The sequence below is a fragment of the Phycicoccus mangrovi genome, from assembly GCF_018729305.1.
GTDB lineage: Bacteria > Actinomycetota > Actinomycetes > Actinomycetales > Dermatophilaceae > Phycicoccus > Phycicoccus jejuensis.
Genome location: NZ_JAHHWP010000019.1, coordinates 97,926 through 110,704, shown reverse-complemented (window position 1 = coordinate 110,704; position 12,779 = coordinate 97,926). Strand labels below are relative to the sequence as shown.

Here is a 12,779-nt window from a genome sequence, read left to right as displayed (position 1 = left end):
CCTAGTCGCAGACCCGGGTTCGCCGACGTCAGGGCGCGTCGGCGTCCGCGCCTCGGTCACCCCGCTCGTCGGCGGTGGCGAGCGCGCGCAGGAGCGAGGCGGCGTCCGGGGCGTTGCGGACGATGTCGCCGACGCCGGCCTCGGTGCCCCGCAGCGGCTCGAGCATCGGCACGCGCTGGAGCATCCGCTGGCCGGCGACGTCGAAGATCACGGAGTCCCAGGACGCCGCGACGACCGACTCCGGGAAACGCCGCAGGCAGGTGCCGCGGAACCACGCGCGCGTGTCGGCCGGGGGCTCGGTGACGGCGCGGACGACCTCGGCCTCGTCGACGAGGACCTCGAGCCGCCCGCCGGCGACGAGCCGGTGCGCGAGGCCGCGCTCGGCCCGCACGTCGGACCACTGGAGGTCGACGGCCTTGAGGCGCGGGTCGCCCCAGCCGATGCCGTCGCGCTCCCGGTAGCCCTCGAGCACGGCGAGCTTGGCGACCCAGTCGACCTCGCGGCGCGCCTCCATCGGGTCGCGGCCCAGCTTGTCGAGGACCGTGCCCCACCAGTGCATGACCTCGGCGGTGTCGGCGTCCGGCTCGCCCGCGGAGCGCTCCTCCACGAAGGCGGCGGCGCGGTCGTGGTACTCCCACAGCAGCTCGAGCGCGGTCATCCTCCGGCCGTCGAGCAGCTCGAGCCGCTGGCGCAGCGTGGGGTCGTGCGAGATCTCGTGGAGGGTCGCGACCGGGCGGCGCACGCCGAGGTCGGGCACGAGCGCGTCGGCCTCGATCATCGCGAGGACGAGGGAGGTCGTCCCCATCTTCAGGAGGTTCGCGACGTCGGCGTGGTTGGCGTCGCCGATGATGACGTGGAGGCGGCGGTAGCGGTCGGCGACGGCGTGCGGCTCGTCGCGGGTGTTGATGATCGGCCGCTTGAGCGTGGTCTCGAGTCCCACCTCGACCTCGAAGAAGTCGCTGCGCTGGGCGATCTGGTAGCCCGGGGTGCGCGAGTCGATGCCGATGCCGACCCGGCCGCTGCCGCACATCACCTGGCGGGCGACGAAGAACGGCGTGAGGTGGGTGACGACCGACGCGAACGGCGTGGCGCGCGACATGAGGTAGTTCTCGTGGGTGCCGTACGAGGCGCCCTTGCCGTCGGTGTTGTTCTTGTACAGGTTGACCCCGGGCGGGACGGTGGCCAGGCGCTCGACCGCCTCGCGCATCACGAGCTCGCCGGCCCGGTCCCACGCGACCGCGGCCCGTGGGGTCGTCACCTCGGGCGAGCTGTACTCCGGGTGGGCGTGGTCGACGTAGAGCCGGGCCCCGTTGGTGAGGACGACGTTGGCGAGGGTCGGGTCCTCGACGTCGGTCAGCTGACTCGGGTGCGCCGTGCCCCGCCCCATGTCGAAGCCACGGGCGTCGCGCAGGGGCGCCTCGTCGGCGTAGTCCCAGCTGGCCCGGGCCGGTCGGATCCCGCGCGAGGTCGCGTACGCCGTGACGACGTCGCCCGAGGCGACCATCGGGTTGGCCTGCGGGTCCCCCGGGACGACGATCCCGTACTCGGTCTCGATCCCCATCACCCGGCGCACGGTCATGTCCCGACCATACTGAGCGCGTGCACGACTACCGCGGGTTGCCCCCGCTGACCACGCTCGTCTCGCTGGTGGCCGACCTCGGCCGGTCGCAGATCGCGACCGCCGACCTCGCCGCCATCCAGAAGGCGCGGGCCACGCCCCGCCCGCGCGGCGCCCTCGCCGACCGCATCCTGGGCGCGGTCGACCCGGCGGTCGGCATCACCTACGGGACGGCCCCCGCGCGCGACGAGCACGAGATCCCGCTGCGCATCTACCGCCCCCGTGCGCTGCCCGACGCGCGCGACGACGTCCCGGTCGTCATGTGGTTCCACGGCGGCGGCTGGGTCTGGGGCAACGTCGTCGACTACGACTCCCTCTGCACGCTCGTCGCGGCGGAGGTCGGGGCCGTCGTCGTCTCGGTCGACTACCGGATGGCCCCGGAGCACCGGGCGCCGCGGGCGGCCCTCGACTGCGTCGACGCGACGACGTGGGTCGCGGCCAACGGTGACGTGCTGCGCGCCGACACCTCCCGGATGGCCGTCGCCGGCGACTCGGCCGGCGGCAACCTCGCGGCGGTCGTCGCGCAGGTGCTGCGCGACCACGGGATGGCGAACCTGCGCCACCAGGCGCTGATCTACCCCGCGACGGACCTGACGATGGCCTCCCCCTCGCTCGTCACCAACGCCAACGCACCGGTCCTCGACCGCGGCGCCGTCGACGCCTTCCGCGACCACTACCTGGCGCCCGGGGCCGAGGCGAAGGACCCCCTCGTCTCGCCGCTCTGGGGCGACCTCGCCGGCCTGCCGCCCGCGCTCGTGCAGACCGCCGACCGCGACCCCATCCGCGACGACGGCTCGCGCTACGCCGCGGCGCTCGAGGAGGCCGGGGTGCCGGTGCGCCTCACCAACTACCTCGGAGTGCCGCACGGCTTCGCGTCGTTCCCCGGGGCGACGCGGGTCGGGCGGATGCAGCGCGCCGAGCTCGTCACCGAGCTGTCCCGTGCGCTCTCGCGGCCGATAGCCTGACGCCATGCGCGAGATCGTCGTCTTCTCCGGTTCGGCGCACCGCGACCTCGCGCACCGCATCTGCGACGGGCTCGGGGTGCCGCTCTCGGAGTCGGTGACGGCGCGGTTCAGCAACGACTGCCTGCAGGCGCAGCTGCTCGCCAACTGCCGCCAGCGCGACGTCTACATCGTCCAGCCGCTCGTGCCGCCGACGCAGGACTCCCTCATGGAGCTCCTCCTCATGGTCGACGCCGCGCGCGGCGCCTCGGCCGCGATGGTCACCGCGGTCATCCCGCACTTCGCGTACGCCCGCTCGGACAAGAAGGACGCCTCGCGCATCTCGCTCGGCGGCCGGCTCGTCGCCGACCTCATCGCGACCGCGGGCGTCGACCGGGTCATCACGATGAACCTCCACGCCCCGCAGGTCCACGGCTTCTTCTCGGTCCCGGTCGACCACCTGACCGCGCTCGGCGAGCTGGCCAACCACTTCGTCGACCAGGACCTCGACGACACCGTCGTCGTCTCCCCCGACCTCGGCAACGCCAAGGACGCGACCCAGTTCGCCCGGCTCCTCGGGCTGCCGGTCGCGGCGGGGTCCAAGAAGCGTCTCGGCGACGACCGCGTCGTCATCGACTCGATCGTCGGCGACGTCGTCGGCAAGCGCGCCATCGTCCTCGACGACGAGATCGCGACCGGCGGCAGCATCGTCGAGCTGATGGACCGCCTCGCCGAGCGCGGGGTCACGGAGGCCTCGGTCGCGTGCACCCACGGGCTGTTCGCCGGCCGGGCGGTCGAGCGACTCTCGACCCACCCGATGATCCGCGAGGTCGTGACGACCGACACCGTGCCCGCGCCGAAGGACTGGCCGGAGCTGCGCGTCCGGTCGGTCGCCGGCTTGTTCGCGGAGGCCATCAAGCGCATCCACGAGGGCGAGTCGGTCTCGAGCCTCTTCGACGGCGTCGACCCGATGCACGCCCCGCCGCGCCAGCGCTCGCTCTTCGACAAGGTGCGCGGATGAGCCGGCTCGTCCCGGCGCTGCTCGACGTCGTGCTCGTCGTCGTCTTCGCCGCCGTCGGCCGGCGCTCGCACGCCGAGGGGCTCGACCTCGCCGGCATCGCGCGCACGGCGCTGCCGTTCCTCGTCGGCACGGCGGCCGGCTGGCTGCTCGCGAGCATCGTCCTGGACTCCGGCCCGCGCAGCGTCGCGTTCGGCGCGGTGGTCGTCGTCGCGACCGTTGCGGTCGGGATGGCGCTGCGGGCCGTGGCCGCGCAGGGGGTCGCGGTCTCTTTCGTCGTCGTGGCGACGACCGTGCTCAGTGTGTTCCTCGTCGGGTGGCGCCTCGTCGCCCGGCTGCTGCCCTCCTGAGCAGGACCTGAGTCCCGGTGGCCGCCCTCGGCAGCCCTTCGTAGCGTCGGGCGGGTCCGTGCCCACCCCCACGCACCCCCACGAGGAGCCCCCGATGTGCGACCAGCACGACGTCACCGTCCCCGCCCGACCCCGTCCGCTCGGCCGGCGGGCCCTCCTGCGTGGAGCCGGCGGGCTGCTCGTCGCGGGCGGCACCGTGGCCGCCACCGCCGAGGGCGCGTTCGCGGCGACGTCGCAGAACGGCTGGCCCGCCGGCACCTCGAGCCAGGTGCCGCTGACCTCCCTCGCCGTCGGGGCCGCGACCTTCCCGGCGGGTGTCCGGACCGGTGACGTGTACACCGTGCTGCGCTACGTCGCGCAGCAGGTGAACTCGACCGTCGAGGCCCTCTACTCCCCCGGGTGCTGGGGGCACAGCTACCGCGAGATCTCCGGCAGCACGACCCTGTCCAACCACTCCAGCGGCACGGCGATCGACGTCAACGCCCCGGACCATCCCCTCGGCGCGTCCGGCACGTTCACCTCGGCGCAGGTCTCGGCGATCCGCACGATCCTCACCCGGTGCAACGGCGTCGTCCGGTGGGGCGGCGACTACTCGGGCCGCAAGGACGAGATGCACTTCGAGATCAACGTGCCGCCGGGCGACTCGCGCCTCTCGTCGCTCGCGGCGTCCCTCGGCGGCGGGGGCGGCACCCCGGACCCCGAGCCGATCAGCTGGACGACGGTGCGCAGCGGCAGCAGCGGGTTCCGCGTCACGACCGCGCAGTACCTGCTGCGGGCGCGCGGGCAGTCGCTGTCGGTCGACGGCGTCTTCGGCTCCGGGACCGACTCGGCCGTCCGCGCCTTCCAGTCCTCGCGCGGCCTGACCGCCGACGGCATCGTCGGGACCAACACGTGGACGGCGCTCGTCGTCACGGTGCAGTCCGGCTCGTCCGGGGACGCCGTGCGTGCGGTGCAGACGTGCCTGTCCGCCAAGGGCTTCGCGGCGTCGGTCGACGGGGTGTTCGGCTCGGGCACGGACTCGGCCGTGCGGTCCTTCCAGTCCTCGCGCAGCCTCGTCGTCGACGGCGTCGTCGGCTCCGACACCTGGCAGGCGCTGGAGGCCTGACCGGCCTCCCGGTCAGAGGTACTGGCCGGTGTTGGCGACGGTGCTGATGGACTTGCCGGGCTCGGTGCCCTCCTTGGTCTTGATGAGCGTGCGGATGTAGACGATCCGCTCGCCCTTCTTGCCCGAGATGCGCGCCCAGTCGTCCGGGTTCGTCGTGTTCGGCAGGTCCTCGTTCTCGCGGAACTCGTCGGTGCACGACTGGAGCAGGTGGTCGACGCGCAGGCCGCGCTGGCCGGTGTCGAGGAGGTCCTTGATGGCCATCTTCTTCGCGCGGTCGACGATGTTCTGGATCATCGCGCCGGAGTTGAAGTCCTTGAAGTAGAGGACCTCCTTGTCGCCGCCGGCGTACGTCACCTCGAGGAAGCGGTTCTCCTCCTCCTCGGAGTACATGCGCAGGACGACCGCGTCGATCATCGCCTGCACCGTCAGCTCGTCGGACCCGCCGTTCTGGGCGACGTCGTCGGCGTGCAGCGGCAGCCCGACGGTGAGGTACTTCGCAAAGATGTCACGCGCTGCCTCGGCGTCCGGGCGCTCGATCTTGATCTTCACGTCGAGGCGGCCGGGGCGCAGGATCGCGGGGTCGATCATGTCCTCGCGGTTCGAGGCGCCGATGACGATGACGTGCTCGAGGCCCTCGACACCGTCGATCTCGGCGAGCAGCTGCGGGACGATCGTCGTCTCGACGTCGGAGGAGACGCCCGAGCCGCGGGTGCGGAAGAGCGACTCCATCTCGTCGAAGAACACGACGACCGGGAAGCCCTCGTTGGACTTCTCGCGCGCCCGCTGGAAGATGAGGCGGATGTGCCGCTCGGTCTCGCCGACGTACTTGTTGAGCAGCTCGGGGCCCTTGATGTTGAGGAAGAAGGACTTACCCGGCTCTCGCCCCTCCTTCTCGGCGACCTTGCGGGCCAGGCTCGCCGCGACCGCCTTGGCGATCATCGTCTTGCCGCAGCCGGGCGGGCCGTAGAGCAGGACGCCCTTCGGCGGCTTGAGCTGGTGCTCGGTGTAGAGGTCGGCGTGCAGGTAGGGCAGCTCCACGGCGTCGCGGATCGCCTCGATCTGCCGGCCGAGCCCGCCGATGTCGCGGTAGCCGATGTCCGGGACCTCCTCGAGGACGAGGTCGGCGACCTCGGCCTTGGGGATGCGCTCGTAGACGAACCCGGAGCGCGACTCGAGCAGGAGCGCGTCACCGGCCCGGACCGTGACGTCGTCGAGGGAGGCCGCCATCCGGCAGACCCGCTCCTCGTCGGCCTGCGCCACGACCAGGACGCGCCCGTCCTCGAGCACCTCCTTGCACAGGACGACCTCGCCGACGGTCTCGAAGCCGTGCGCCGCGACGACGTTCATCGCCTCGTTGAGCATCACCTCGCGACCGGGCCGCAGGTCCTCGGCGTCGATCGACGGGCTGACCGCGACGTGCATCTTGCGGCCGCTCGTGAGGATGTCGGCGGTGCCGTCGTCGAAGAGCTCGAGGACGGTGCCGTACGCGGCCGGCGGCTGCGCGAGCCGGTCGACCTCCGACTTCAGCGTGACGATCTGCTCACGCGCGTCCCGGAGGGTGCGCACGAGCCGCTCGTTCTGCGCCGAGAGGGTGGCGGCCTGCGAGCGGACCTTGGCCAGGTCGCGCTCGAGCGAGCGCAGCTGGGCCGGGCTGGCCTCGCCCGAGCGGCGCATCGCCGCGAGCTCGGCCTCGAGGGACGCGCGCTCGGCCTCCAGGCGCTCGGTCGTGTCCTCGGGTCCACGGGGCTCGTCGGTGCTCATACCCGAGCCTAACTCTCCCGGATCAGGGTGAGTCGGAGGTTCCGGCCACCGAACGCCGCACCTTGCGAACCTTCTTGTCCGAGGGGACCCGCTCGCCGACGTTCTCGGGGGTCCAGTCGGCCTCGGTCGCGTCCTCGCTCGTGACGTAGCCCTTCCCGGGGCGGCGCTTGCGCAGCGGCGGGGTGGTTCCCGGCGCGAGCCGGCGGGTCGTCACGAGGAAGCCGGTGTGCCCGTGCATCCGGTGCTGGGGACGGACGGCGAGGCCCTCGAGGTGCCAGCCGCGCACGAGGGACTCCCACGCCTGGGGCTCGGTGTACGTGCCGTGGTCGCGCATCGCCTCGGCGACCTTGGAGAGCTGGGTCGCGGTGGCGACGTAGCAGATGAGGACGCCGCCGGGCGCCAGCGCCTCGGAGACGGCGTCGAGGCACTCCCAGGGCGCGAGCATGTCGAGGACGACGCGGTCGACCGTGCCGGGCTCGACGGCGTCGGGCAGCGACTCGACGAGGTCGCCGACGGTCACCGTCCACGCGGGGTGGTCGCCGCCGAAGAACTCGCGGGCGTTGCCCCGGGCGATGTCCGCGAAGTCCTCGCGCCGCTCGAAGGACAGCAGCCGCCCGTGCTCCCCCACCGCGCGCAGCAGCGACATCGAGAGCGCGCCGGAGCCGACGCCGGCCTCGACGACCGTCGCGCCGGGGAAGACGTCGGCCATCATGACGATCTGGCCGGCGTCCTTGGGGTAGACCACGGCGGCGCCGCGGGGCATCGACATGACCCAGTCGGCGAGCAGCGGCCGCAGCGCGAGGTACTGGACGCCGGCGGTGTTGGTCACCGTCGAGCCGTCGGGCGCCCCGATGAGGTCGTCGTGGCTCAGGTGGCCGCGGTGGGTGTGGAACTGCTTCCCGGGCGCGAGGGTGATCGTGTGCAGCCGGCCCCGGGGGTCGGTCAGCTGGACGCGGTCGCCCTCGGCGAAGGGGCCGCGTCGGTGCTCGGCTCCGGTGGCACTCATGGCGGGGAGTCTAGGTGCGGCGTCGGGTGCGTCCGGCAGCGGCGTCGATGCCGGCGGGCACGAGCAGGCCCCACGGGGTCCCGCCCCGGGTGAGGACGACGACCTCGACCCCCGACTCGGCCATCGCCCGCAGCGGGCGGCCGAGCTCGTCGCCCGGCTCGGCCTCGAGGAGGTTGCCGTCGGGCAGGCGCTCGACGAGGGCACCGACCGGCGTCGTCGGGGTCGCGTCGAGGGGCACGCGCCGCAGGAGGAGGGTCGGGCGGCCGGCCTCGTCGGCGACGAGGACGTACGCCGGGTGCTCGCGCGCGACGGCCAGCGGGGTCTCGGGCGGCAGGACGGTGACGGCGGACGCGGCGTCCCCCACCCGGACGGTGTCGAAGAGACGCTCGACCTTCGCGCGGTGCAGCCCGGCCGTCGCGCCGCTCCACAGCACCCACGCCATGACGAGGCCGATGAGCAGGTCGAAGAGCTCGGGCGTGCCGCCGCGCAGCAGGGGCAGGACGAGGAACCAGACGACGATGCCGGCGGCGACAAGGCGTCCCACCCACCCGGCGACGAGCAGCCCGAGGTCGCGGCGGCCGGTCACCGCCCAGACGAGCGACTGGAGGGCGGCGCCACCGTCGAGCGGCAGGCCGGGCAGGAGGTTGAACACGGCGAGGAGGGCGTTGAGGAGGCCGAAGGACCACGCGAACTGGCCGACGTCGCCGTCCTGCGACCACCCGATGCCCAGGCCGACCGCGGCGAGGACGGCGTTGACGAAGGGCCCGGCGAGGGCGACGACGGCGGTGCGCCCCGGCGTGGCCCCGGTCGCGTCGTACGAGGTGTGCCCGCCCCAGACCGTGGCGACCACCTGGTGCACGTGGAAGCCGAGGCGCCGCGCCGAGAGGGCGTGCCCGACCTCGTGCCCGAGGACGGCGACGAGGATCGACAGGACGAGCCAGGCGGCGTAGGCGACGCCGTACGTCGGGCCGTTGACCGAGCCGGCCCGGTAGCCCTGGAAGGCCACGAGGACGGCGAGGATGAGCCAGGTGCGGTCGAGGTAGACGGGGACGGTCGCGACCCGGCCCAGCCGCACGGAACCCGCCGGCGCCGGCGGCGAGGTGGACATGCCGCCGACCCTACGCGAGCCGGACGGCATACTGATCCCCTCCCCGACGACGTCCCGAGAGGACCCCGAGCAGCCCCGTGAGCGCCCAGCACCGACCCGATGCCACCGACGTCCTGACCAGTGCACTCCGTGAGCGGGTCCTCGTCCTCGACGGCGCGATGGGCACGATGATCCAGGCCCGGCAGCTGTCCGAGTCCGATTACCGCGGAGCCCGGTTCGCCGACCACCCGAGTGACCTGCGGGGCAACAACGACCTGCTGTCGCTCACGCAGCCGGACGTCATCCGCGAGATCCACGAGGCCTACCTCGACGCCGGCGCCGACCTCGTCGAGACCAACACCTTCAACGCGCAGCGCATCTCGCTCGCCGACTACGGGATGTCCGAGCTGGCGTACGAGATGAACGTCGCGGCCGCGTCCCTCGCCCGGGCCGCGTGCGACGCCGTCGAGGAGCGCAGCGGCCGTCCGCGTTGGGTCCTCGGCACGCTCGGGCCGACCAACCGCACCGCCTCCATCTCGCCCGACGTCAACGACCCCGGGGCCCGCAACACGAGCTTCGACGAGCTCGCGGAGGCCTACCTCGAGCAGGCCCGCGGTCTCGTCGACGGCGGGGCCGACGTGCTGCTCGTCGAGACGATTTTCGACACGCTCAACGCCAAGGCGGCGATCTTCGCCCTCGAGACGCTCTTCGAAGAGCACGACCGCCGCTGGCCCGTGATGATCTCCGGGACGATCACCGACGCCTCCGGCCGCACCCTCTCGGGCCAGGTCACGGAGGCCTTCTGGTACTCGGTGCGCCACGCCCGCCCGCTCGCCATCGGCCTCAACTGCGCGCTCGGCGCGAGCGACCTGCGCCCCTACGTCGCCGAGCTGTCGCGGATCGCCGACTGCTTCGTCTCCGCGCACCCGAACGCCGGCCTGCCCAACGCCTTCGGCGAGTACGACGAGGGGCCCGAGGCCATGGCCGAGGTCGTCGGCGAGTTCGCGTCCGCCGGCCTCGTCAACATCGTCGGCGGCTGCTGCGGCACGACGCCCGGGCACATCGCCGCCATCGCCGCGGCCGCTGCGGACGGCACGCCCCGCGAGCCCGCCGCGGTCGCACCGGCGCTGCGGCTCTCGGGTCTGGAGCCCCTCGTCGTCGCCGACGACAGCCTGTTCGTCAACGTCGGCGAGCGCACGAACATCACCGGGTCGGCCCGCTTCCGCCGGCTGATCCGCGAGGAGGACTACCCCACCGCGCTCTCGGTGGCCCGCCAGCAGGTCGAGTCCGGCGCGCAGGTCATCGACGTCAACATGGACGAGGGGATGATCGACGGCGTCGCGGCGATGGACCGCTTCCTCAAGCTCATCGCCTCCGAGCCGGACATCTGCCGGGTCCCGGTCATGGTCGACTCGAGCAAGTGGGACGTCATCGAGGCGGGCCTCAAGGTCACGCAGGGCAAGGCGATCATCAACTCGATCTCGATGAAGGAGGGCGTCGAGCCCTTCCTCGCCCACGCCCGGTTCGCGCGCAAGCACGGCGCGGCCGTCGTCGTCATGGCCTTCGACGAGGAGGGCCAGGCCGACAGCCTCGAGCGCCGGAAGGAGATCTGCGGGCGCGCCTACCGGCTGCTCACCGAGGAGGTCGGCTTCCCGGCCGAGGACATCATCTTCGACCCCAACGTCTTCGCGGTCGCCACCGGCATCGAGGAGCACGCCGCGTACGGCACCGACTTCATCGAGGCCACCCGCTGGATCTCCGAGAACCTGCCCCACGCGCTGGTCTCCGGCGGTGTCTCGAACGTCTCGTTCAGCTTCCGCGGCAACAACGCCGTCCGCGAGGCGATCCACGCCGTGTTCCTCTACCACGCGATCCACGCGGGGATGGACATGGGCATCGTCAACGCGGGCGCCCTCGTGCCCTACGACACGCTCGACCCGCGCCTGCGCGACGCCATCGAGGACGTCGTGCTCAACCGGCGCGAGGACCCGCAGGAGGCGACCGAGCGGCTGCTCGAGCTCGCCGAGGAGTTCCGCTCCGACGGGCAGGCCGCCGAGGCCGCCGCCGAGGAGTGGCGCGAGCTGCCGTTGCGCGAGCGGATCACCCACGCGCTCGTCAAGGGCATCGACGACCACGTCGTCGACGACACCGAGGCGCTGCGAGTCGAGATCGCCGAGGCCGGCGGCCGCCCGCTCGAGGTCATCGAGGGCCCGCTCATGGACGGGATGAACGTCGTCGGCGACCTCTTCGGCGACGGCAAGATGTTCCTCCCCCAGGTCGTCAAGTCCGCCCGCGTCATGAAGAAGGCCGTCGCGCACCTCGTGCCGTACATCGAGGCCGAGAAGGACGAGGCCGCCCGGCAGAAGAGCAAGGGCAAGGTCGTCATGGCGACGGTCAAGGGCGACGTGCACGACATCGGCAAGAACATCGTCGGCGTCGTCCTCCAGTGCAACAACTACGACGTCGTCGACCTCGGCGTCATGGTCCCGCTGCAGAAGATCATCGACACCGCGCGCGAGGAGAAGGCCGACGTCATCGGCCTGTCCGGGCTCATCACGCCCAGCCTCGACGAGATGGTCCAGGTGGCCACCGAGATGGAGCGCCAGGGACTCGACCTGCCGCTGCTGCTCGGTGGGGCGACGACCTCGAAGGCGCACACGGCCGTCAAGGTCGACGAGCGCTACTCCGGCCCGGTCGTCTGGGTCAAGGACGCGAGCCGGTCGGTGCCCGTCGTCAGCCAGCTGCTCTCGGACGCCCAGCGCGGTCCGCTCGTCGACGGTGTGGCCCAGGAGTACGCCGAGCTGCGTCGCCGTCACGCCGCGAAGTCCGGCGAGCGACCGCTCACCGACCTCGCCACCGCCCGCGCCAACGCCCCTGCGCTGGACTGGTCCTCGTACCGCCCGATGCGCCCGCACCTGCTCGCGCAGCAGGAGGGCGACCGCTGGTCGGCGCCGAAGGACAGCCGCTGGCGGCGCGCCGCGCACCAGTTCACCCGCGTCTGGGAGGACTACCCCGTCGCGGACCTGCGCGAGTACATCGACTGGACCCCGTTCTTCCTCGCCTGGGAGGTGCGCGGCCGCTACCCCGACGTCCTCAACAACCCGACGACGTCCGAGGTCGCGCGCAAGCTCTTCGACGACGCGCAGCGGATGCTCGACCGCATCGAACGGGAGCGCTGGCTGCACCCGCGCGGCGTCGTCGGCATCTTCCCGGCGAGCTCCGTCGGCGACGACCTCGAGCTGTACGCCGACGAGGAGCGCACGAGCGTGCTGACGACCCTCCACGGGCTGCGCCAGCAGGGGCGCCACCGCGAGGGCGTCGCCAACAAGTGCCTCTCCGACTTCGTCGCGCCGAAGGCGACGGGCCTGCGCGACCACGTCGGCGCGTTCTCGGTGACGGCCGGCATCGGCCTCGAGGACCGGCTCCAGGCGTTCAAGGACGACCTCGACGACTACTCGGCGATCATGCTCGAGGCCCTGGCCGACCGGCTCGCCGAGGCCTTCGCGGAGCGGCTGCACCAGCGGGTCCGCACGGACCTCTGGGGGTACGCGGCCGACGAACGCCTCGACAACGCCTCGCTCATCGCGGAGAGGTACCGCGGCATCCGGCCCGCGCCGGGCTACCCCGCGTGCCCCGACCACACCGAGAAGACGACCCTCATGGCGCTCCTCGGCGGCGAGGAGCGCACCGGGGTGCGGCTCACCGAGTCGATGGCGATGTGGCCGGGCGCGTCGGTGTCGGGCTGGTACTTCGCCCACCCCGAGAGCCAGTACTTCGTCGTCGGCCGGCTCGGGCGCGACCAGGTCGAGGACTACGCGGCCCGCAAGGGCTGGGACCTGCGCACCGCCGAGCGCTGGCTCGGCCCGAACCTCGGCTACACCCCGGAGGACTGA

9 protein-coding genes are annotated in these 12,779 nt (G+C 72.7%); 5 read left to right on the top strand and 4 right to left on the bottom strand.

The window, feature by feature from the left end; genetic code table 11:
* Positions 1 to 28 precede the first annotated feature (28 nt).
* Positions 29 to 1,579 carry a depupylase/deamidase Dop gene (gene dop, locus KMZ30_RS17435; protein WP_226901695.1) on the bottom strand — a complete coding sequence of 517 codons (1,551 nt, stop codon included), beginning with the start codon at positions 1,577 to 1,579 and terminating at the stop codon, positions 29 to 31.
* A 20-nt stretch (positions 1,580 to 1,599) separates the two neighbouring features.
* Between dop and KMZ30_RS17430 the strand changes: the two genes are divergently transcribed.
* The 4 genes from KMZ30_RS17430 (at position 1,600) to KMZ30_RS17415 (ending at position 5,032) form a co-directional block, all read left to right on the top strand.
* On the top strand, positions 1,600 to 2,583 hold the full coding sequence (locus tag KMZ30_RS17430; protein ID WP_215511709.1) for an alpha/beta hydrolase: 984 nt from the start codon (positions 1,600 to 1,602) through the stop codon (positions 2,581 to 2,583).
* A gap of 4 nt (positions 2,584 to 2,587) precedes the next feature.
* Entirely contained in the window at positions 2,588 to 3,580 is a 993-nt protein-coding gene (locus KMZ30_RS17425; protein ID WP_215511710.1) for a ribose-phosphate diphosphokinase, read from the top strand.
* Entirely contained in the window at positions 3,577 to 3,927 is a 351-nt protein-coding gene (locus KMZ30_RS17420) for a DUF3054 domain-containing protein (protein ID WP_215511711.1), read from the top strand. Before KMZ30_RS17425 ends, KMZ30_RS17420 begins: the two co-directional genes overlap by 4 nt.
* Before the next feature lie 94 nt (positions 3,928 to 4,021).
* Positions 4,022 to 5,032, top strand: coding sequence for a peptidoglycan-binding protein (locus KMZ30_RS17415; protein WP_215511712.1), 1,011 nt, complete (start codon positions 4,022 to 4,024; stop codon positions 5,030 to 5,032).
* 12 nt (positions 5,033 to 5,044) lie between these two features.
* On the opposite strand, the gene arc is transcribed toward KMZ30_RS17415, so the two are convergent.
* Genes arc through KMZ30_RS17400 form a run of 3 tightly spaced genes read right to left on the bottom strand, consistent with a single transcriptional unit; the run spans position 5,045 to position 8,907 of the window.
* Positions 5,045 to 6,793 (bottom strand): proteasome ATPase, encoded by a 1,749-nt coding sequence (arc, locus tag KMZ30_RS17410; RefSeq protein WP_215511713.1) that lies wholly within the window; start codon positions 6,791 to 6,793, stop codon positions 5,045 to 5,047.
* A gap of 22 nt (positions 6,794 to 6,815) precedes the next feature.
* Positions 6,816 to 7,799 (bottom strand): tRNA (adenine-N1)-methyltransferase, encoded by a 984-nt coding sequence (locus KMZ30_RS17405; RefSeq protein WP_215511714.1) that lies wholly within the window; start codon positions 7,797 to 7,799, stop codon positions 6,816 to 6,818.
* Positions 7,800 to 7,809: 10 nt separating this feature from the next.
* Entirely contained in the window at positions 7,810 to 8,907 is a 1,098-nt protein-coding gene (locus tag KMZ30_RS17400; RefSeq protein WP_215511715.1) for a site-2 protease family protein, read from the bottom strand.
* A gap of 77 nt (positions 8,908 to 8,984) precedes the next feature.
* Here KMZ30_RS17400 and metH point away from each other — a divergent pair, with 77 nt between their 5' ends.
* On the top strand, positions 8,985 to 12,779 hold the full coding sequence (gene metH / locus KMZ30_RS17395; protein WP_215511716.1) for a methionine synthase: 3,795 nt from the start codon (positions 8,985 to 8,987) through the stop codon (positions 12,777 to 12,779).

What these genes read in the sequence shown, in the direction of transcription:
- dop (WP_226901695.1), bottom strand. Translation starts at nt 1,579, where the DNA reads ATGACCGTGCGCCGGGTGATGGGGATCGAGACCGAGTACGGGATCGTC.
- KMZ30_RS17425 (WP_215511710.1), top strand. Translation starts at nt 2,588, where the DNA reads ATGCGCGAGATCGTCGTCTTCTCCGGTTCGGCGCACCGCGACCTCGCG.
- KMZ30_RS17420 (WP_215511711.1), top strand. Translation starts at nt 3,577, where the DNA reads ATGAGCCGGCTCGTCCCGGCGCTGCTCGACGTCGTGCTCGTCGTCGTC.
- KMZ30_RS17415 (WP_215511712.1), top strand. Translation starts at nt 4,022, where the DNA reads ATGTGCGACCAGCACGACGTCACCGTCCCCGCCCGACCCCGTCCGCTC.
- arc (WP_215511713.1), bottom strand. Translation starts at nt 6,793, where the DNA reads ATGAGCACCGACGAGCCCCGTGGACCCGAGGACACGACCGAGCGCCTG.
- KMZ30_RS17405 (WP_215511714.1), bottom strand. Translation starts at nt 7,799, where the DNA reads ATGAGTGCCACCGGAGCCGAGCACCGACGCGGCCCCTTCGCCGAGGGC.
- KMZ30_RS17400 (WP_215511715.1), bottom strand. Translation starts at nt 8,907, where the DNA reads ATGTCCACCTCGCCGCCGGCGCCGGCGGGTTCCGTGCGGCTGGGCCGG.